Genomic DNA, 19,044 nt, shown 5'->3' with positions numbered 1-19,044 from the left:
GCTGTACCACCATGTACGTGCGAACCGTCCAGCGGGCGCAGAAGATCGGCCCGCCGACGACCGACACGGAGCTGCGCTTCCAGCGCTGCACCTGGTGCTCGACGGTCGTCTTCCGCACCGTGCTGCTCTGTCCCACCTGCTCGTCGACCGAGCTGCGCTGGTCGCGCAGCCCCGGCCACGGCACGGTCTCCAGCGCCGTCGAGGTGCGCCGCAAGGGGCAGCGCCCGCGGATGGTCGCCGTCGTGGAACTCGCGGACGGCGTGCGCATGCGCTGTCTCGTCGAGGGTGTGTCCGGCGGCGCGGTCACCCCGTTCGGGGCGTCCGTGTCGGTCGTCGAGGTGGCCTCCGACGGCATCCCCGTCTTCCGTCTCGACCCGGTGCGGGGTGAACGCTGGTGACCGGTCGGGTGCGGCGGGTGCCGCGGTCCCTGCTGTCCGTCCCCGGGAGCAGCGAGCGGTTCCTCGCCAAGGCGCGGGACGTGCCCGCCGACGGCATCGCGTTCGACCTGGAGGACTCGGTCGCGGCGGGCGACAAGGACGCGGCCCGGCGCCTCGTCGCCGGTGCGCTGGCCGGGTTCCCGGCGCGCGGGCGGGAGCTGTGGGTGCGCCCCAACGCGCTCGACTCCGGCCTCCTGGAGGCGGATCTGGATGCCGTGGTCCGTCCCGGCCTGCACGGACTGCACCTGCCGAAGACCGACGACGCCGGGACGCTCGTCCGTGTCGGGCACTACCTCGACTACCTGGAGGCGGTGCGCGGGCTCGACGCGGGCTCGGTGCGGCTCCTCGCGTGGATCGAGTCAGCGGCCGGTCTCGCCGACGTCGAACGGATCTGCCGCGCCTCGCCCCGCCTCGACGGGGTCTCGCTCGGCTCCGAGGACTACACCGCCTCCCTCGGCGTGTCCCGCACGCGCGACGGACGGGAACTGGCCTACGCACGGGCCCGCATCGCCAACGCCGCGGCGGCGGCCGGGATCGGCGCCATCGACGGCCCGGAGGCCGACTTCCGTGACCTCGAACTCTTCGCGGCGCAGGCCGAGTCGGCGCGCGGCGTCGGCTTCGCCGGGAAGTTCTGCATCCACCCCGGACAGGTGGACGTCGCCCACCGGGTGTTCGCGCCGGGCGACGCCGAGCTGGCCTGGGCGCGCAGCGTGCGCGAGGCGTTCGAGGGGGCCGGTGCGGGTGTCGTGACCGTGGCCGGAATGATGGTGGACCGGCCCGTCTACCTGCGGGCCCTTCGGACCTTGGGAGTGATGGGCGGGTGAGCGGGATCGTGGTCGGCGAACCGGCGGTGGTGGACGAGCGGGATCCGGACGACCGTTGCCCAGGACCGCTCGGCAAGGGCGAGCACATCTGCGTGCAGGAGGCGGAGGGGGCGGGCCCCGGCGTGGTCGAGGGGTTCTGCCACGCGGGCCGCGCGCCGTCCCGCAGCTACGGCGGCGCGGCCCTCGCCCAGGCGCTCGCCGCCGCCTACCGCACCGTCGGCGACGACCGTGCCGTGCACTCGCTGCACGCCTACTTCCTGCGGGCCCTGTCGCCCGCGAGCCCCGTCCGCTACACGACCGACGTGGTGCGCGACGGCCGCAGCTACTCCATGCGGCAGACCACCGCCGTCCAGGGCGGCAAGGAGGCGCTCACCATGAGCGTGTCCTTCAAGTCGCCCCAGGACGACGGGGGTTGGCGCCAGCCGGACATGCCGTCCGTGCCGGGTCCCGAACGGCTCGGCGACGGCTGGGCGTTCCGGCCGACCGACCATCCGCTGCGCGCCTCCCTGGAGTACCGCGAGGTGCCCCGCGACGCCCCGCACCCCGGCACCGGACGCATCGACCGGTACGCCTGGATCCGCACCGTCGGGACGCTCCCCGACGACCCGGCCCTGCACGCCTGCGTCCTCGCCTACATCTCCGACGCCCCGCTCGCCCCGACGGCCCTGGTGCCCTACGGCGAGCCCCGCCCCGCCGGTGTGGCCCTGGCCTCGCTCGACCACGCCATGTGGTTCCACCGGCCGGCCCGGGCCGACCAGTGGCTGCTCTACGTGTGCCGCAGCACGGTCGCCGGGGACGGGCGCACCCTCGCGCACGGCGAGTTCTGGACGCGTGACGGCGCGCTCGTCGCGTCCGTCGCGCAGGAGGCCCTGCTGCGCGTCCGCTGACCCGACGACCGGAGCCCCTGCCCGCGAAGAACCCTCGCGGGCAGGGGCTTTGGCGTGCGGCCCCGGCACGGGGCCGCGGCCGGATGCTCACGGGAAGCGGCTCGATGCCTGCGGGAAGCGGCCTGCTGCTTGCGGGAAGCAGGCCGGACGTCCACCGGCAGCAGGCCGGACGTCCACCGGCAGCGGCCGGATGCCTACAGGAAGATGTCCTTGCGCAGCGCCGCGTCGCCGTGCGGGTCGGCGCGGTACCCGTCGAAGTCCGTGACGCCCTCCCCGCGCAGCACGTCCTCGTCGATCAGGCACTGCCCCGTCACCTCGCCCGCCGGACGGGTCAGCAGTGCGTGCGCCGCGTCCGCCATGATCCGCGGTGTCCGGCTGACCCGGGCGGCCTCGTCGGCGCCGCGGAGGTTCTCCGTGGCGGCCGTGGCGATGGTCGTCGCCGGCCAGAGGCAGTTGGCGGACAGGCGCCCGGCCCGGTGCTGCTCGGCGACGCCGAGGGTGAGCATCGTCATGCCGTACTTGCTGACCGTGTACGGTGCGTGCTCGCGCAGCCAGCGTCCGTCCGGGTTGAGCGGCGGTGACAGCGTGAGGACGTGCGCGTGCCGTGAGTCGCGCAGGTGGGGGAGGGCGAACGAGGTGAGCAGGAAGGTGCCGCGGACGTTCACGTCCATCATCAAGTCGTAGCGCTTGAGCGGCAGTTCACCGGGGTTCTGCAGCGCGATGGCCGAGGCGTTGTTCACCACGACGTCGATGCCGCCGAACCGTTCGGCGGTCGCCGCGACGGCGCGGCGCACGTCGTTCTCGTCCCGGACGTCGCCGACGATCGGCAGGGCCCTGCCACCGGCCCGCTCGATCTCGGCGGCCGCCGTGTGCACGGTGCCGGGCAGCCGGGGATGCGGGGTGTCCGTCTTGGCGAGCAGCGCGACGTTGGCGCCGTCGCGGGCGGCCCGCAGGGCGATGGCGAGCCCGATGCCGCGGCTGCCGCCGGACATCAGGAGCGTACGGCCGGCCAGCGGGGCGCGGTCCGGGGCGGGCGCGGGCAGGGGTGCGGTCATCGATGGGGTCATCGGTGGGGTTCCTCTCCGAGGGGCGGCGGCCCGAGGGTGGTGGTCCGAGGGGCGCGGCGCGTGGCGTGAAGCAGGTCACCCCGTCGTCGTCTCCCTGGACAGGGCCTGCCGTGCAGGCATAACTTAACGATCGTTCGAGATAGAAGTCTGCGACGCACGCCACACCGGACCGGGCGCCGCGGATCACAGGAGGAGAGGTTGCCGTGCGCCGTACGGTGTTCAGCGAGGATCACGAGGCGTTCCGTCGGACGCTGCGGGACTTCATCGCCAAGGAGGTCGTCCCGGTCCACCACGAGTGGGAGGAGCAGGGGCACCCGCCGCGCGACTTCTACCGCAAGCTCGGCGAGCTGGGCGTGCTCGGCATCCAGGTGCCGGAGGAGTTCGGCGGGGCGGGCGAGAGCAGCTTCAAGTTCGCGGCCGTCGCCGCGGAGGAGACCTCGCGGGCCGGGGTCTCGTTCGGCAACTACTCCGTGCACGCGAACCTGATCCTGCCGTACCTGATGGCGTACGCCACCCAGGAGCAGAAGGAGCGCTGGCTGCCCGGGTTCGCGACGGGCGACCTGATGACGGCCATCGCGATGACCGAGCCCGGCACCGGCTCCGACCTCGCGAACATCCAGACCAGGGCCGAGCTGTCCGCCGACGGCACGCACTACGTGCTCAACGGCGCCAAGACGTTCATCACTGGCGGCGCGCTCGCCGATCTGATCCTCGTCGTGGCCCGTACGGCGGCCTTCGACCCGGCCGACCGGCGGGCCGGTCTGTCGATCCTCGTCGTGGAGTCGGCGAGCGAGGGCTTCTCCGTCGGCCGCAAGCTCCAGAAGATCGGCCTGAAGGCGTCCGACACCGCCGAGCTGTCCTTCGTGGACGTGCGGGTGCCGGTGGAGAACCTGCTCGGCGATGAGGGCAAGGGCTTCTCGTACCTCTCCCACAACCTCGCGCAGGAGCGGCTCACCATCGCCGTCGGCGGCGCCGCCACCGCGAGTGCCGCGCTGCGGTTCGCCACCGACTACGTCCGCGAGCGCACCGTCTTCGGCAAGCCCGTCGCCCACTTCCAGAACACCAAGTTCGTGCTCGCCGAGTGCGCCACCGAGGTCGAGGCCGCGCAGCTGATGGCCGACCGCGCGCTCGAACTGCACGACGTGGGCGAGCTGTCGGTGGCCGACGCCGCGAAGGCCAAGCTGTTCTGCACCGAGGTCGCGGGCCGCGTCATCGACAAGTGCCTCCAGCTGCACGGCGGTTACGGCTACGTCACCGAGTACCCGATCGCCCGCCTGTACGCCGACACCCGGGTCTCCCGGATCTACGGCGGCACCAGCGAAGTGATGAAGACGATCATCGCCAAGTCGCTCGGCCTCTGAACGCCCTGAACAGCCGCACACCTGACCGCCCTGAACACCTTGATCGCCCCGTTCGCCCCTGCACCTCCTTTGAACGTCCGTTCCGCAGAAGGGTTCTGACATGCAGATCGACGCCCGCTCCTCCGCCCTCGTCACCGGGGGCGCCTCCGGCCTGGGCCGCGCCACCGCCGAGCGGCTCGCCGCCGCCGGTGCCCACGTCGTCGTCTTCGACCTGCCCTCGTCCGACGGCGCCGCCGTCGCCAAGGAGATCGGTGCGACGTTCGCGCCCGGCGACGTCACCAGCGAGGCCGACGTCACCGCCGCCGTCGCCGCGGCCACCGCGCTCGCCCCGCTGCGCATCACCGTCAACTGCGCGGGCATCGGTGGCGCCGGCCGCACCGTCGGCAAGGAGGGCCCCTACGACCTGGCCAAATTCCGCAAGGTCGTCGAGGTCAACCTGATCGGCACCTTCAACGTGATCCGCCTCGCCGCCCAGGCGATGGGCGCGAGCGAGCCGGTCGACAACGACCGCGGCGTCATCGTCAACACCGCCTCCGTCGCCGCGTTCGACGGCCAGATCGGGCAGTGCTCGTACTCCGCGTCGAAGGGCGGCATCGTCGGCATGACGCTGCCGATCGCCCGCGACCTGGCCCGGACGAACATCCGCGTCATGACCATCGCCCCCGGCCTCTTCGAGACGCCGCTCCTGGGCCGCCTCCCGCAGGACGCGAAGGACTCGCTCGGCGCCCAGGTGCCGCACCCGGCCCGGCTCGGACAGCCCGCCGAGTACGCGCAGCTCGCCGAGGCGATCATCACCAACCCGATGCTCAACGGCGAGACGATCCGCCTCGACGGCGCGATCCGCATGGCTCCCCGCTAGACCTCAACCCACCCTCTGAGCTTAGGAGTTCACCATGCGTGACGCGGTCATCGTCGATGCCGTCCGCACCCCCGTCGGCAAGGGCAAGCAGGGCGGCGCCCTCGCGGGCGTCCACCCCGTCGACCTCTCCGCCCACGTCCTGAAGGCCCTCGCCGAGCGCAACGGCCTCGACCCGGTCACCGTCGACGACGTCATCTGGGGCTGCGTCTCCCAGGTCGGCGAGCAGGCGGGCGGCGTCGGCCGCTACGCGGTGCTCGCGGCGGGCTGGCCCGAGTCCGTGCCCGGACTGACCGTCGACCGGCAGTGCGGATCGTCGCAGCAGGCCGTGCACCAGGCCGCCGCCGGAGTCATCGCCGGGCAGTACGACATCGCCGTCGCCGGCGGCGTCGAATCCATGTCCCGGGTGCCGATGGGATCCACGCGGGCCGGCGGCCTGGTCGGCGCCCCGTACGGGCCGCTCGTCGGCGAGCGCTACGACCACTACCCGTTCAACCAGGGCATCGGCGCCGAGATGATCGCCGAGGAGTTCGGCCTCACCCGCACCGACCTCGACCAGCACGCCGCCGACTCCCACGAGCGGGCCGCCCGCGCCATCGACGAGGGCCGCTTCAAGGGCCAGATCACCCCGGTCACCCTCCCCGACGGCACCGTCTTCGACACCGACGAGGGCGTGCGGCGCGGGACGACGGCCGAGAAGCTCGCGGGCCTGAAGACCCCGTTCAAGGAGAACGGCGTCATCTCGGCGGGCAACGCCTCGCAGATATCGGACGGCGCGGCCGCCCTGCTCGTCACCACGACCGAGATCGCCCTGCGCAACGGCTGGACGCCGATCGCCCGCTTCCACACCGGCGTCGTCACCGGCGTCGACCCGATCACGATGCTCAAGGGCCCGATCCCCGCCACCGCCAAGGCGCTCGAGCGCTCGGGGCTCGACCTCGACGAGATCGGCGCGTACGAGATCAACGAGGCGTTCGCCTCCGTCTCGCTCGGCTGGCAGCGGCAGACCGGCGCCGACTACGAGCGGATGAACCCCAACGGCGGCGCCATGGCGCTCGGTCACCCGCTCGGCGGCTCCGGCGCCCGGCTGATGACGACGCTCGTGCACCACATGAAGGACAACGGCATCCGCTACGGCCTGCAGTCGATGTGCGAGGGCGGCGGCATGGCCAACGCCACCGTCCTCGAACTGCTCTGACGCCACTCACGGCCACGTACGGCCATTCAAGGAAGGACCCGGGAACCATGGACGCCGCCGATTTCACAGCGGTACGGGACGCGGTGCGTCGCCTCGTGCGCGAGGACGTCGTTCCGCGCGAGGACGAGATCGAGGAGACCGACGCGATACCGGAGGACATCCGGCGCAAGGCGGCGGACATGGGCCTGTTCGGGTACACGCTGCCCGAGGAGTACGGCGGCCTCGGGGCCTGCCTGCACGAGGACGTGCAGCTGGCCTTCGAGTTCGGCTGGACGACCCCGGCCTTCCGCTCCATGTTCGGCACGAACAACGGCATCGCCGGCAAGGTCCTCGTCAACGCGGGCACCGAGGAGCAGCAGCGGCACTGGCTGCCCCGGCTCGCCGAGGGCGCGGTCGCCTCGTTCGCGCTCACCGAGGCCGAGGCGGGCTCCGACCCGTCCGGGCTCACCACGCGCGCCGTGCGCGACGGCGACGGATACGTCCTCAACGGCGCCAAGCGCTTCATCACCAACGCACCGCTCGCCGACCTGTTCGTCGTGTTCGCCCGCACCGGCGAGGAGTCGTACGGCACCAAGGGCATCTCGGTCTTCCTCGTCGAGGCGGGACTGCCCGGCGTCACCGTCGGCCCCAAGGACCACAAGACCGGCCAGGCCGGCGCCTGGACCGCCGAGGTGTTCCTCGACGACGTACGGGTGGAGAGATCCGCGCTCGTCGGGGGCGAGGAGGGCGCCGGGTTCGGCGCCGCCATGAAGTCCCTGATCCGCGGCCGGATCCACATCGCCGCGCTCTGCGTGGGCATGGCCGAGCGGATCCTGGAGGAGTCGGTCGCCCACGCCGCCTCCAGCAAGCAGGGCGGCCGTCCCATCGGTGAGTTCCAGCTCGTGCAGGGCATGCTCGCGGAAATCCAGACGGGTGTGTTCGCCGGGCGGGCCATGGTGCTGGACGCCGCGCAGAAGTACGACTCGGGGGAGGACCGCAAGCTGCGCCCCTCCGCGACCAAGCTGTACTGCTCCGAAATGGTGTCGAAGGCCGCCGACCTCGCCGTGCAGATCCACGGCGGCATGGGGTACATGCGCGGCACCGTCGTCGAGCGCTGCTACCGCGACGCCCGGCTGTTCCGAATCTACGAGGGCACCAGCGAGATCCAGAAGCTGATCATCGGCCGCGCCCTCCTGAAGGGTGTGAAGTAGCCGATGGCCATGACCGAGATCCCCCTCATCGCCCGGCTCTCCGAGGACGAGCGGGCCGTCGTCGAGGTCGTCGCCGACTTCGTCGACAACGAAGTCCTGCCGGTGGTCCAGGAGCTGGAGCACGCCAACACCTACCCCGAGAAGCTCATCGAGCAGATGAAGAAGCTCGGCGTGTTCGGCCTGCTGGCTCCGGTCGAGCACGGCGGCGTGGACGTGTCGACGGCCTGCTTCGCCCTCGTGGCACAGGAGTTGGCGCGCGGCTGGATGTCCCTGTCCGGATCCATGGGCGGCCACTCCGTCGTCACGTACCTCATCCGCACCTTCGGCACGCCGGAGCAGCAGGCCGCGTACCTGCCGCGCCTGGCGACCGGCGAGCTGCGCGCGACGATGGCCCTGACCGAGCCGGGCGGCGGCTCCGACCTCCAGGCCATGGGCACCAAAGCCGTGCTCGTGGACGGCAGTTGGATCGTCAACGGCTCCAAGACGTGGATCACCAACTCGCGTCGCGCAGGGCTCGTCGCACTGCTGTGCCGCACCGAACCGGTGCAGGGCAAGGGCTTCTCGATCCTGCTCGTGGAGAAGGACGCCGGTTACGTCGTCTCCAAGGACCTGCCGAAGCTCGGCTACAAGGGCGTCGAGAGCTGCGAGCTCGTCTTCGACGACGTCGAGGTGCCCGAGACCGCCGTGCTCGGCGGAGACTCCGGAGCCGGGTTCGCGCAGATGATGCGCGGCCTGGAGATCGGCCGCATCCAGGTCGCCTCGCGGGCCCTGGGCGTCGCACAGGCGGCCCTGAACGACGCGACGCGCTACGCCCAGGAGCGCCACACCTTCGGACAGCCCATCTGGCAGCACCAGTCCATCGGCAACTACCTCGCCGACGGCGCCACCAAGCTCCGCGCGGCCCGGCTGCTCACCCTCGACGCCGCCGCCCGCGTCGACGCGGGGGAGCGGGCCGACCTGGAGGCCGGCATGGCGAAGCTGTTCGCGTCCGAGGTGTGCATGGAGATCGCCCTCAACGCGGTCCGGGTGCACGGCGGTTACGGCTACTCGACAGAGTTCGACGTCGAACGCTACTTCCGCGACGCCCCCCTGATGATCGTCGGCGAGGGCACCAACGAGATCCAGCGCAACGTCATCGCCAAGCAGCACGTCGCCCGCCACCGCATCGACGACGGAGGCCGCCGATGAGCGCGCCGTCGACCGGGTACGAGGAAGGGCTCGCCGCCGGCGAACTCCGCTTCCAGCACTGCGCCGACTGTGACACGGCCGTGTTCTACCCGCGCGTGCTGTGCCCGCACTGCGGCAGCGAATCCCTAGCGTGGCGCACCAGTTCGGGCCGTGGCGCGGTGTACGCGACGACCGTGCTGCACCGGCGCGGCACCGACCCGTACAACGTGGCCCTCGTCGACGTCGACGAAGGGTTCCGCATGATGAGCCGCGTCGAGGGCGTCGCGCCCGAGGACGTGGCCATCGGGGCACGGGTGCGGCTCGACGTGATCGAGGAGGACGGCGCGCCGCTGGCCGTCTTCCGACCGCTGGAGGACCAGGAATGAGCACCACCGATCTGCGGGGCCGGGTCGCCGTCGTCGGCGTCGCCGAGTCCGACCTCGGCCACGTGGCCCCCGGACTGACCCACTTCGACCTCATGGGCCAGGCCACCGCCCGCGCCCTGAAGGACGCCGGCCTGAAGAAGTCCGACGTCGACGGCTTCTTCTGCGCCTCCTCCTACCTGCCGTTCCCGACGCTCGACGTCGCCGAGTACCTGGGCATCCGTCCGGTCTACGCCGACTCCACGAACGTCGGCGGCAGCTCCTTCGTCGCCCACCTGCTGCACGCGGCCATGGCGATCGAGGCGGGCCTGTGCACCACCGCCCTCATCGCGTACGGCTCGACGCAGCGCTCGGACGGCGGCCGCCTCGTCTCCCCGACCAAACTGCTGCCGTGGGAGGAGGCCTACCGGCCGCGCTACCCCGTCTCCATGTACGCCCTGGCCGCATCCCGGCACATGTACGAGTACGGGACGACGCGCGAGCAGCTCGCCGAGGTCGCCGTCGCCGCGCGCGACTGGGCGCAGCTCAACCCGAAGGCGTTCACGTACGGACGGGGCCCGCTCACCGTCGAGGACGTGCTGTCCTCGCAGATGATCAGCCACCCGCTGACGTCGAAGGACTGCTGCCTGGTCACGGACGGCGGCGGCGCGGTGATCCTCACGAGCGCCGAGCGCGCCCGGGACCTGCCGGTCACCCCGGCGTACTTCCTGGGCGGCGGCGAGGCCACCTGGCACCGCTCCATGTCGCAGATGCCGGACCTGACCACGACCGCCGCCGTCGACTCGGGGCGCCGCGCCTTCACGATGGCCGGCCTCAAGCCGAGCGACGTGGACGTCGTCGAGCTGTACGACGCCTTCACCATCAACACCCTGCTGTTCCTGGAGGACTTGGGGTTCTGCGCGAAGGGCGAGGGCGGCGCGTTCGTGTCGGGCGGCCGCATCGCGCCCGGCGGCGAACTGCCCGTCAACACCAACGGCGGCGGCCTGTCCTACTGCCACCCCGGCATGTACGGCATCTTCCTCATCATCGAAGCCGTACGGCAGTTGAGGGGCGAGGGCGGGGCCCGGCAGCAGCCGGACACGCACGTGGCGCTCGTCAACGGCAACGGCGGCGTCCTCTCCAGCCAGGCCACGGCCCTGCTCGGGACGGCGGAGGCCCTCGGATGAGCCGGACGAGCCCGATGAGCCGGATGGGCGCGGGAGCCCGTGAGGTGTTCGCGCGGATCGAGGCGGAGTGGCGGCCGCGGCCGGTGGAGACCACGGAGTTCCTCACCGCCGCACCCGCCCAGGCACTTGCCGCCGTGTTCGACCAGCCGCCCGTGGTGAGCGGCGTCGGCGATCCGCTGCCGCCGCTGTGGCACTGGCTGTACCTCCTCGACCGGCCGGCGCAGGCGGAGCTCGGCGAGGACGGCCACCCGCACGACGGCCTCTTCCTGCCCCCGCTGCCGGAACGGCGCCGCATGTTCGGCGGCGGCCGCTCCACCTTCCACGCACCGCTGCGCGTGGGCGACCTGGTGACGCGCCGCTCGGAGATCGTGTCCGTGCGCGTGCGGGAGGGCGGGTCGGGCCTGCTGCTCCTGGTGACGGTCCGTCATACGTACTCCGTGCAGGGCGAGATCCGCACCGTCGAGGAGCAGGACATCGTCTACAAGCAGCCCGGGGGAGCGGCGGCAGGCCCCCCAACAGGCCCACCGAAGCCGGCGCCACAGGCGGACACCGCCTGGACGTTCACGCTGCGGCCCGACCCGAGCCTGCTCTTCCGGTTCAGCGCGCTCACCTACAACGCCCACCGCATCCACTACGACCGCGACTACGCACGCGACGTCGAGGGCTACCCCGACCTCGTCGTGCACGGCCCGCTGCTCGCCCTGTCCCTCCTCGAACTGCCGCGCCGCAACGCCCCGGAGCGCACTGTCACGGCCTTCTCCTTCCGGGCGAAGGCGCCCCTGTTCGCGCCGCACGCCTTCGAGGTGCGCGGCATGCCCGACGGCGGCACGGTCGCGCTGGAGGCGGGCCTCCCGGGAGCCGTGCCCGGCATCACCGGCACCGTCTCGCTGGCGTAACCGCCCCAGAGCACTCACCGAGAAGAGAGTCACCCCCGCATGCCCAAGATCTTCGCCTCACCCGCCGAGTTCGCCGCCGCGGCCGGCACCCACGTCGGCGTCAGCGACTGGGTGACCGTCGCCCAGGACCGCATCGACACGTTCGCCGACGCCACCGGCGACCACCAGTGGATCCACGTGGACCCGGAGCGCGCCGCGGACGGCCCCTTCGGCGCGCCCATCGCGCACGGCTACCTGACCCTCTCCCTCATCCCCGTCCTCACCCAGGGCGTCTACAAGATCGAGGGCGTGAAGATGGGCGTCAACTACGGCCTGAACAAGGTCCGCTTCATGAACCCCGTCAAGGTCGGCTCGCGCGTGCGTGCGTCGATCGAGATCGTCTGTGCCGACGAAGTGCCCGGCGGCGGTCGGCAGATCGTCAACCGGGTCACCGTGGAGATCGAGGGCGCCGACAAGCCGGCCTGCGTCGCCGAGACCGTCGTCCGCGTCTACTGACCAGCCCCCAACCACCCTTGAGATCGACGGAGTTCACCATGCCCGAGAACGCCGACCAGAACGCCGACCGGAGTGTCGGTCAGAAGGTCGCCATCGTCACCGGAGCCGCCCGCGGCCTGGGCGCCGCCACCGCGCGGCGTCTGGCGCGGGACGGATACGCCGTCGCCGTCCTGGACCTCGACGAGGCCGCCTGCGCCGACACCGTCGCCGCCGTCGAGAAGGAGGGCGGCCGCGCCCTCGCCGTCGGTGTGGACGTCGCCGACGCCGACCAGGTGACGGCGGCCGTGCGGCGCGTCGCCGACGAGCTCGGCGCGCCCCTCGTCCTCGTCAACAACGCGGGCATCACCCGCGACAACCTCCTGTTCAAGATGACCGAGCAGGACTGGGACTCCGTCCTGGGCGTCCATCTGCGCGGCGCGTTCCTGATGTCCCGCGCCTGCCAGGCGTACATGACCGCCGCCAAGTGGGGGCGCATCGTCAACCTGTCCTCCACCGCCGCCCTCGGCAACCGCGGCCAGGCCAACTACTCCGCCGCCAAGGCGGGTCTGCAGGGCTTCACCAAGACGCTCGCCATCGAGCTCGGCAAGTTCGGCGTCACCGCCAACGCCATCGCGCCCGGCTTCATCGCCACCGAGATGACCGCCAAGACCGCCGACCGCCTCGGCCTGTCCTTCGACGACTTCAAGGCGCGCGCCGCGGCGAACATCCCGGTCGCCCGCGTCGGCGCCCCGGACGACATCGCGAACGCGGTGTCGTTCTTCGCGGGCGAAGCCGCCGGGTTCGTCTCCGGACAGGTGCTGTACGTCGCGGGCGGACCCCGGGCCTGAGCCCCGCACGCACCCGAGAACGGCCGCCGTGCCCACCCGCACGGCGGCCGTTCCCCCTCCCGTCCTGAACGTTCGATCAAGGCATTGACAGCGTCGGCAACGCCGACGATGCTCATGCTCACCACCGTATGACCACCCGGTCATACTTGGTTCTCCGAGGCGCCCCCGGAGCCTCGCGCACCCCCGTCGCTGTCCGCCCCCCGCCCCCGCCCCCGCCCTCAGCCCTTCCGCCCCCCGGCCTCGTCGCCGATGCCGCCGCCGATGGAGGAATCCCGCATGGGCCCCTTCCTGCCCGATGCCGTACGCCGTCACGCCGCCGACCGCCCGCACGCGCCCGCCGTCACCGAAGGCACCGAGACCCGCAGCTACGCGGAGCTGGACGCCCGCAGCAACCGTGCCGCCCAGGCCCTGCTCGCCCTCGGCCTGCCGGCCGGCACCCACGTCGGCTATCTGGTCCGCCCCGGCCTGCTCGCCGCCGAGCTCCTCGTGGCCTGCGCGAAGGCCGGCCTCGTCGCCACGCCCCTGAACTGGCGCCTGGCCGACCCCGAGCTGGCCGCCGTCGCCCACGACGCCGAACTCGGCGCCGTCCTCACCCAGACGGAGTTCCTGCCGCAGGCCCGCGCCGTGCGCACCGCCCTGCCCGGCATCCCCCTGGTCACCGAGTCCGGCGCGGAGGAGGACGAGGCGACGTACGAGAGCCTGATCGCCGACGCCGTCGCGGCCGACCCGGGCCACGGCGCCGATGGCGGGGCGGTCTTCCTCCAGCTCTACACCTCCGGCACCACGGGCCTGCCCAAGGGCGTCCAGCTGACCCTGCGCAACGTCAGCGCGGGCGACTTCCAGCTCAGGGAGATGGGCTGGCGGCCCACGTCGGTCGGCCTCAACGCGATGCCCGTCTTCCACATCGCCGGCACCGGCTGGCTGGCGACCGCCCTGAGCGCGGGCGCGCACACCGTGATGCTCCCCGACCTCGTCCCTGGCCGGGTCGTCGAGCTCATGGAACGCCACCACGTCACCCACGCGTTCTTCGTGCCCGCCGTGCTCCACCTCCTGACCCAGCTGCCCGGCGTGCGCGAGCGCGACTTCTCCGCGCTCGAACTCATCGTCTACGGCGCCTCCCCGATCACCCCGGCCCTGCTGCGCCGCTCCATGGAGATCTTCGGCTGCGGCTTCTACCAGAAGTACGGCCAGACCGAGACGACCGGCTCCGCGACCCGGCTGCTCCCCGAGGACCACGTCGCCGACGGCCCGCGCTCGGCGCTGCTGCGCTCGGCCGGCAACACCCGGCCCGACGTGCACGTGACCATCGCCGACCCGGTGACCGGAGAACCGGTGGCGCCCGGCGTGGTCGGCGAGATCCTCACCCGCTCCCACCACGTCACCCCCGGCTACTGGCAACGCCCCGACGAGAACGCCGCCCTGTTCACCGACGACGGCTGGCTGCGCACCGGCGACGCGGGCTACCTGGACGAGGACGGCTACCTCTTCATCACCGACCGCATCAAGGACATGGTGATCACCGGCGGCGAGAACGTGTACCCCATCGAGGTCGAGTCCGCGCTCGCCGAGCACCCGGCCGTCCTCGACGTCGCCGTCTTCGGGACGCCCGACGAGACGTGGGGCGAGGCCGTCACCGCCGCCGTGGTGCTGCGCCCGGCCGCCGACGCCGACCCCGTCACGGCCGACGACCTCATCGCCTTCACCCGCGAACGCATCGCCTCGTACAAGAAGCCGCGCCTGGTGCACTTCGTGGACGAGCTGCCGCGCAACCCCAGCGGCAAGATCCTCAAGCGGGTGCTGCGCCGCGAGCTGAGCCCGGACGCCTGACCGGGACGCCGGGCCCACCTGCGATGATGGGGCGCGCACCCGGCCGGTGCGACGCCCCATCGGAGGACCCGTGCCCACGACCACCTGGCAGCGCCTCGACCCCGCCCGCCGCGAGCGGATCACCACCGCGGCGATGACCGAGTTCGGCCGCCACGGCTACTCCGCGGGCAGCCTCAACACGGTCGCGCGCGAGGCGGGCGTCGCCAAGGGGTCCCTGTTCCAGTACTTCGACGACAAGCTCGACCTGTTCCGGTACGTCGCCGAGACCGCGGCCGGCCGGGTCCGTGACGCCCTCGCGCCCTGGCTCGGCACCCTGCCGCCCGACACCACGTACCACGCCTTCTTCTGCGGCGGTGTCCTCGCCTGGGTCGACTACTTCGCCGCGCACCCGCTGGAGCGGGGCGTCATCGCCGCCACCCACCTGGAGATCGACCCGGAGGTCCGCACGGCCGTCCACGAGCCGGCCCGCCGGCTGTACGCGGCCGAGGTCGCCTCGCTCGCCCGGCAGGCGGTCGAGCGCGGCGACTTCCGGGCCGACGCCGACCCCGACGTGTTCGCGGCGCTCGTGAGCGTGCAGCTGCCGCACCTCGCCGTGGCCCCCTTCGAGCCGGGCTTCGAGGGGCCGGTACCGCTGTACGGACTCCCGCACGACGAACTGCACGCGCGCGTACGGGAGTTGGCGTCGTACCTGTACGCCGGGTTCGGGCCGGTACCTGACTGAGCGGCCGGCGGCCGAGCGGTCACACGTCGTCCGCGGACCGCTTCCCCGACGACCGCACAGCGCCGTCCCGCCAGGGCAGGTACGGCGGAAGGTCCTCGGGCACCCGCCCGGGGAACTGCGGCGCCCGCCGCTCGAAGAACGACCGCACGCCCTCCCGCGCGTCCGCGCCGCGCACCGTGTCGAAGACCAGGCGCGAGTCGAGCCGGTGCACCGCGTCGGGGCTGTCGGCCCACGCCATGCGGTACACGAGCTGCCGGGTGACGGCCACCGAGACCGGCGCCGTGTGCGCGACCAGCTCCCGGGCGAGCGCGTACGCCGCGTCGAGCACGTCGTCCGGCTCGTGCAGGCTGTGCACGAGCCCCGCGTCGAGCGCCTCGTCGGCCGGCACGATGCGCCCGGACACCAGCCAGTCCATCGCCTTCGCCAGACCCACCAGGCGCGGCAGGAACCACGCCGACGCGCCCTCGGGCACGATGCCGCGCCGGGTGAACGGGAAACCGAACTTCGTCCCGTGCGCGGCGAGGCGGTAGTCGGCGGGCAGCAGCATCGTCGAACCGACGCCCACCGCGGCGCCGCGCACGGCGGCGATCACCGGCTTGTCCATGGCGTACAGCACCCGGGTGACCAGACCGGCGGGCTCCTGGTAGGTGCCCTCCTCGATCTGCCGGGCCGTCTCGTCGTCGACTTCCTGCGTGAAGCCCTCCCCCTTGCCGGAACCGGCCGACAGATCGGCGCCGACGCAGAAGTCCTTGCCCGCACCGGTCAGCACGACGACGCGCACCGCGTGGTCGGCGTCGGCGGTGCGCAGCGCGGCGGCGAGTTCATCGGCCATCTGCCGCGTGTAGCCGTTGCGGGCCGCCGGCCGGTCGAGCGTGATCGTGGCGACGCGGTCGGCGACGGCGTAGGCGATCTGCTCGTACCCGTCGTCGTGCACGGCCCGTGCCGCCTGCACCGCCTGTCCGGTCCGCACGTCCTGGGTGTCCTGGCTGTCCTGGGTCATGGAGTCGCTCCTGGTCCGTGGGTCGGTCACAGCGCGCCGCCTGCGTGCAGCGCGGCGAGGGCGTCGGTGTCGTAGCCGAGCGAGCGCAGGACGGACTCGGTGTGCTCGCCGACGGCGGGCACGGGGTCCATGCGCGGCGTCAGACCGGCGGGCGTGGCGGGCGGCAGCAGCGCCCTGACGGTGCCGCCCGGCGTGACGACGTCGCGCCAGCGGTCGCGGCCCGCGAGGACCGGGTGGTCCCAGAACTCGGCGACCGAGTTGAGGCGCGCGTTGGCGACCTTTGCCTCGTCCAGGAGCTTCACCGCGTCGGCCGCCGTCAGCTCGCGGAAGCGGGCGGCGACGATCGCGTTGAGTTCGGCGCGGCGGGCCACCCGCGACGACCCCTTGCGGAACCGGTCGTCGGTGGCGAGCGCCGCGTCGTCCAGGAACACGGCGCAGAAGGAGGCCCATTCGCGCTCGTTCTGGATCGCGAGCAGCACCGTCCTGCCGTCCGCCGCGTCGTACGGACCGTAGGGCGCGATCGTCGCGTGCTGCGCGCCCACGCGCGCGGGCTGCGTCCCCGAGTACGCCGTGTAGTAGGCGGGCGAGCCCATCCACTCCGCCAGTGCCTCGAACAGCGACACCTCGACGGGGCGGGCGACGCCCGAGGCCCGGCGCTCGTAGAGCGCGGCGAGGATGCCCGAGTACGCGTACATGCCCGCCGCGATGTCGGCGATGGAGATGCCCACCTTCGCGGGGTCCTCGGGGGTCCCGGTCAGTGACACGACACCGGTCTCGCACTGCACGAGCAGGTCGTACGCCTTGCGGTCCGCCCACGGCCCGGTGTTCCCGTACCCGGAGATGTCGCACACCACCAACGACGGGTGCCGCTCGGCGAGTTCGGCCACGCCGAGGCCGAGCCGGCGGGCCGCGCCGGGCGCCAGGTTCTGTACGAAGACGTCCGCCTCGCCGAGCAGCCGCTCCAGGGCCTCGCGGCCGCCGGGCGACTTGATGTCGAGCGCCACCGACTCCTTGGAGCGGTTCAGCCACACGAAGTAGCTGGACTGGCCGTGCACCGACTCGTCGTACCCGCGGGCGAAGTCGCCGGCGCCGGGCCGTTCGACCTTGATGACCCGGGCGCCGAGGTCGGCGAGCTGGCGGGTCGCGAACGGGGCCGCCACGGCCTGCTCCAGGCTGACGACGGTGATGCCTTCCAGGGGCAGGGGGTTCATGCGTGCTCCAGGGGGTGCGGGGCGGCGGGGAAGGCGGCGCGCAGCAGCTCGGCCGCGCACTTCCAGTCCGGTCCTTCGAGGCGGTCCGGAGCCCGGCCGTCGAGGTGGTCGGGGAAGTGGAGAAGCCCGGGGAGGTGGAGGAGGTCCGGGACGTCGGCGCCGCAGTCGGCGAGCTTGGCCGCGAACTCGGTGTCCGTGGCGGGGAGTTCGGGAGACCCGGGCGGCAGGGCGAGCGTCGCGGTGTGCGTGCCGCCGTCGATCGTGGTGATCTCCACCGTCGTCGCGCCGGTCAGCAGGCCGGCCCCGTCGGCCGACGTGACGACCTCGACCAGCTCCACCAGACGGCGGGCGTCCGGCCGGCGGACCTGCTCGTCGGTGAACGACGCGAACCCGGGATGCCCGTCCAGCAGCGCCGCGGCGATCGCGTACTCCAGACTGAACTTGCCCTGAAGGCCGGTGTCCGGGCGGGCGTGGATCAGCGGGTGCACGGCCGCCTCGGGGGTGCGGACGACGATCCGTACGACATCGGCGGAACTGATCGTCCGTTCAGCCAGGAGCGCGCGGACCGCGCCGATGGGGCGCTGCATCGCGTAGCAGCACGGGAAGATCTTGGTGGCCAGGCCGCCGGGTACGGCCGGGGCGCCGGGCGCGAAGGTGTCGGCGGGGAGCAGTGCGCGATCGCCGCCGACCAGCGGCAGCCAGGCGTCCAGGGCCGACGGGTCCGCGCCCGCACCGGCTGCCGCGAGACGCGCCGCCCGCACCCCGGCCCCGGCCGCGAAGCCCACCTGGAGCGACTTGGTGTCCGTGCCGAACGCGCGCTGCACCCCGCCCGCCGCGGGCAGCGCCAGGGCGATCGCCCGCGCCAGACCCTCGGCGTCGAGGCCCAGGGCGAGACCCGCCCCGACGGCGGCGGCCGGGGCGCCGGACGTGCAGGTGGCGTGCCAGCCGCCGGTGTAGTGCCGCCAGCCGAGCGCCACGCCGAGCCGGGCCATCACGCCGGCCGCGGCCAGGTACTCCCGGGGCCCGCCGCCCGCGGCGAGCACGGCGGGCACGCACACCACGGAGATGTGCGCGGTGGAGGGGAGGTGCAGGTCGTCGAAGTCCAGGACGTGTCCGACGGCGGCCCAGCGGGCGGCCTCCGGCAGTGCGGCGGCCAGGCCCGCCATGCGGTGGCCGCGCGCCGCGAGGGACACGGCGAGGGTGTCCGCGAGCGCGTGCTCGGCCAGCCGCAGATCGGCGGGGGAGGGTTCGAGGGCCTGGGCCCAGGAGGCCAGCTCCTCGGCGAAGTACGGCATGCGGCTCTCCCTGGAGGGGGCTCGGTGGTGCTGCACGGGAACCCGTGAACTGGCCTGCTCAGTAAGGCAGTTGAGGTTTCGTGGGCCGGTTGACAGTGCCGTGCGGCCATGGTTACGTGCAGGCCACATCTGACTTGAACGATCGTTAAGCTAGCAGATGGGGGCCGCGCTCACCATGCCCCCGTACGTGACGAACCCCGCACGCCGCGCCGCGCACGCCGAACGCGCGCCGAACC

General features: G+C 72.8%; 19 protein-coding genes. 15 read left to right on the top strand and 4 right to left on the bottom strand.

Annotated features, from left to right (window positions below):
- The first annotated feature begins 17 nt into the window (after positions 1-17).
- The 3 genes from RBJ77_RS16550 to RBJ77_RS16540 are packed head-to-tail and all read left to right on the top strand — an operon-like array spanning position 18 to position 2,148.
- Complete coding sequence (locus RBJ77_RS16550) at positions 18-398, top strand: Zn-ribbon domain-containing OB-fold protein (protein WP_372345728.1); 381 nt, start codon at positions 18-20, stop codon at positions 396-398.
- Positions 395-1,261, top strand: a complete 867-nt coding sequence (locus RBJ77_RS16545) for a CoA ester lyase (protein WP_372345727.1) — start codon at positions 395-397, stop codon at positions 1,259-1,261. Before RBJ77_RS16550 ends, RBJ77_RS16545 begins: the two co-directional genes overlap by 4 nt.
- Entirely contained in the window at positions 1,258-2,148 is an 891-nt protein-coding gene (locus tag RBJ77_RS16540; RefSeq protein WP_372345726.1) for an acyl-CoA thioesterase, read from the top strand. Before RBJ77_RS16545 ends, RBJ77_RS16540 begins: the two co-directional genes overlap by 4 nt.
- A 194-nt stretch (positions 2,149-2,342) precedes the next feature.
- Here RBJ77_RS16540 and RBJ77_RS16535 read toward each other — a convergent pair whose 3' ends face one another.
- Positions 2,343-3,215, bottom strand: a complete 873-nt coding sequence (locus tag RBJ77_RS16535; protein ID WP_372345725.1) for an SDR family oxidoreductase — start codon at positions 3,213-3,215, stop codon at positions 2,343-2,345.
- A 203-nt stretch (positions 3,216-3,418) separates the two neighbouring features.
- On the opposite strand from RBJ77_RS16535, the gene RBJ77_RS16530 reads away from it, so the two are divergent.
- The 12 genes from RBJ77_RS16530 to RBJ77_RS16475 all read left to right on the top strand — a co-directional run bounded on the left by RBJ77_RS16530 (position 3,419) and on the right by RBJ77_RS16475 (position 15,302).
- A complete protein-coding gene (locus tag RBJ77_RS16530; RefSeq protein ID WP_372345724.1) occupies positions 3,419-4,576 on the top strand; it encodes an acyl-CoA dehydrogenase family protein in 1,158 nt (385 codons plus the stop codon).
- 100 nt (positions 4,577-4,676) lie between these two features.
- Positions 4,677-5,435 carry a 3-hydroxyacyl-CoA dehydrogenase gene (locus RBJ77_RS16525; RefSeq protein WP_372345723.1) on the top strand — a complete coding sequence of 253 codons (759 nt, stop codon included), beginning with the start codon at positions 4,677-4,679 and terminating at the stop codon, positions 5,433-5,435.
- 34 nt (positions 5,436-5,469) lie between these two features.
- On the top strand, positions 5,470-6,630 hold the full coding sequence (locus RBJ77_RS16520; protein ID WP_372345722.1) for an acetyl-CoA C-acyltransferase: 1,161 nt from the start codon (positions 5,470-5,472) through the stop codon (positions 6,628-6,630).
- 47 nt (positions 6,631-6,677) lie between these two features.
- On the top strand, positions 6,678-7,820 hold the full coding sequence (locus RBJ77_RS16515) for an acyl-CoA dehydrogenase family protein (protein ID WP_372345721.1): 1,143 nt from the start codon (positions 6,678-6,680) through the stop codon (positions 7,818-7,820).
- 9 nt (positions 7,821-7,829) lie between these two features.
- Complete coding sequence (locus tag RBJ77_RS16510) at positions 7,830-9,008, top strand: acyl-CoA dehydrogenase family protein (protein WP_372345720.1); 1,179 nt, start codon at positions 7,830-7,832, stop codon at positions 9,006-9,008.
- Entirely contained in the window at positions 9,005-9,373 is a 369-nt protein-coding gene (locus RBJ77_RS16505) for a Zn-ribbon domain-containing OB-fold protein (RefSeq protein ID WP_372345719.1), read from the top strand. Before RBJ77_RS16510 ends, RBJ77_RS16505 begins: the two co-directional genes overlap by 4 nt.
- Positions 9,370-10,536 (top strand): thiolase, encoded by a 1,167-nt coding sequence (locus tag RBJ77_RS16500; RefSeq protein ID WP_372345718.1) that lies wholly within the window; start codon positions 9,370-9,372, stop codon positions 10,534-10,536. Before RBJ77_RS16505 ends, RBJ77_RS16500 begins: the two co-directional genes overlap by 4 nt.
- On the top strand, positions 10,533-11,432 hold the full coding sequence (locus RBJ77_RS16495; protein WP_372345717.1) for a MaoC family dehydratase N-terminal domain-containing protein: 900 nt from the start codon (positions 10,533-10,535) through the stop codon (positions 11,430-11,432). Before RBJ77_RS16500 ends, RBJ77_RS16495 begins: the two co-directional genes overlap by 4 nt.
- 39 nt (positions 11,433-11,471) lie before the next feature.
- Positions 11,472-11,927: a MaoC family dehydratase gene (locus RBJ77_RS16490; protein ID WP_372345716.1), complete on the top strand. Its 456-nt coding sequence runs from the start codon at positions 11,472-11,474 to the stop codon at positions 11,925-11,927.
- Positions 11,928-11,965: 38 nt separating this feature from the next.
- Positions 11,966-12,754 carry a 3-oxoacyl-ACP reductase FabG gene (fabG, locus tag RBJ77_RS16485; RefSeq protein WP_372345715.1) on the top strand — a complete coding sequence of 263 codons (789 nt, stop codon included), beginning with the start codon at positions 11,966-11,968 and terminating at the stop codon, positions 12,752-12,754.
- 261 nt (positions 12,755-13,015) lie between these two features.
- The gene (locus tag RBJ77_RS16480; protein ID WP_372345714.1) at positions 13,016-14,581 is read left to right on the top strand and encodes a long-chain-fatty-acid--CoA ligase; all 1,566 of its coding nucleotides are present in this window, start codon (positions 13,016-13,018) and stop codon (positions 14,579-14,581) included.
- A 70-nt stretch (positions 14,582-14,651) separates the two neighbouring features.
- Positions 14,652-15,302, top strand: a complete 651-nt coding sequence (locus RBJ77_RS16475) for a TetR/AcrR family transcriptional regulator (RefSeq protein WP_372345713.1) — start codon at positions 14,652-14,654, stop codon at positions 15,300-15,302.
- Positions 15,303-15,321: 19 nt separating this feature from the next.
- On the opposite strand, the gene RBJ77_RS16470 is transcribed toward RBJ77_RS16475, so the two are convergent.
- The 3 genes from RBJ77_RS16470 to RBJ77_RS16460 are packed head-to-tail and all read right to left on the bottom strand — an operon-like array spanning position 15,322 to position 18,808.
- Positions 15,322-16,302, bottom strand: coding sequence for an enoyl-CoA hydratase-related protein (locus RBJ77_RS16470; protein ID WP_372345712.1), 981 nt, complete (start codon positions 16,300-16,302; stop codon positions 15,322-15,324).
- A 26-nt stretch (positions 16,303-16,328) separates the two neighbouring features.
- Entirely contained in the window at positions 16,329-17,513 is a 1,185-nt protein-coding gene (locus RBJ77_RS16465) for a CaiB/BaiF CoA transferase family protein (RefSeq protein WP_372345711.1), read from the bottom strand.
- Positions 17,510-18,808: an MmgE/PrpD family protein gene (locus tag RBJ77_RS16460; RefSeq protein ID WP_372345710.1), complete on the bottom strand. Its 1,299-nt coding sequence runs from the start codon at positions 18,806-18,808 to the stop codon at positions 17,510-17,512. Before RBJ77_RS16460 ends, RBJ77_RS16465 begins: the two co-directional genes overlap by 4 nt.
- Positions 18,809-19,044: the final 236 nt, after the last annotated feature.

This window comes from Streptomyces sp. KL116D (genome assembly GCF_030766975.1).
GTDB lineage: Bacteria > Actinomycetota > Actinomycetes > Streptomycetales > Streptomycetaceae > Streptomyces > Streptomyces longispororuber_A.
This window is presented reverse-complemented; position numbering and strand designations above follow the sequence as displayed.

What these genes read in the sequence shown, in the direction of transcription:
- RBJ77_RS16535 (WP_372345725.1), bottom strand. Translation starts at nt 3,215, where the DNA reads ATGACCCCATCGATGACCGCACCCCTGCCCGCGCCCGCCCCGGACCGC.
- RBJ77_RS16505 (WP_372345719.1), top strand. Translation starts at nt 9,005, where the DNA reads ATGAGCGCGCCGTCGACCGGGTACGAGGAAGGGCTCGCCGCCGGCGAA.
- RBJ77_RS16510 (WP_372345720.1), top strand. Translation starts at nt 7,830, where the DNA reads ATGACCGAGATCCCCCTCATCGCCCGGCTCTCCGAGGACGAGCGGGCC.
- RBJ77_RS16470 (WP_372345712.1), bottom strand. Translation starts at nt 16,302, where the DNA reads ATGACCCAGGACAGCCAGGACACCCAGGACGTGCGGACCGGACAGGCG.
- RBJ77_RS16490 (WP_372345716.1), top strand. Translation starts at nt 11,472, where the DNA reads ATGCCCAAGATCTTCGCCTCACCCGCCGAGTTCGCCGCCGCGGCCGGC.
- RBJ77_RS16515 (WP_372345721.1), top strand. Translation starts at nt 6,678, where the DNA reads ATGGACGCCGCCGATTTCACAGCGGTACGGGACGCGGTGCGTCGCCTC.
- RBJ77_RS16495 (WP_372345717.1), top strand. Translation starts at nt 10,533, where the DNA reads ATGAGCCGGACGAGCCCGATGAGCCGGATGGGCGCGGGAGCCCGTGAG.
- fabG (WP_372345715.1), top strand. Translation starts at nt 11,966, where the DNA reads ATGCCCGAGAACGCCGACCAGAACGCCGACCGGAGTGTCGGTCAGAAG.
- RBJ77_RS16520 (WP_372345722.1), top strand. Translation starts at nt 5,470, where the DNA reads ATGCGTGACGCGGTCATCGTCGATGCCGTCCGCACCCCCGTCGGCAAG.
- RBJ77_RS16480 (WP_372345714.1), top strand. Translation starts at nt 13,016, where the DNA reads ATGGAGGAATCCCGCATGGGCCCCTTCCTGCCCGATGCCGTACGCCGT.
- RBJ77_RS16500 (WP_372345718.1), top strand. Translation starts at nt 9,370, where the DNA reads ATGAGCACCACCGATCTGCGGGGCCGGGTCGCCGTCGTCGGCGTCGCC.
- RBJ77_RS16465 (WP_372345711.1), bottom strand. Translation starts at nt 17,513, where the DNA reads ATGAACCCCCTGCCCCTGGAAGGCATCACCGTCGTCAGCCTGGAGCAG.
- RBJ77_RS16460 (WP_372345710.1), bottom strand. Translation starts at nt 18,808, where the DNA reads ATGCCGTACTTCGCCGAGGAGCTGGCCTCCTGGGCCCAGGCCCTCGAA.
- RBJ77_RS16525 (WP_372345723.1), top strand. Translation starts at nt 4,677, where the DNA reads ATGCAGATCGACGCCCGCTCCTCCGCCCTCGTCACCGGGGGCGCCTCC.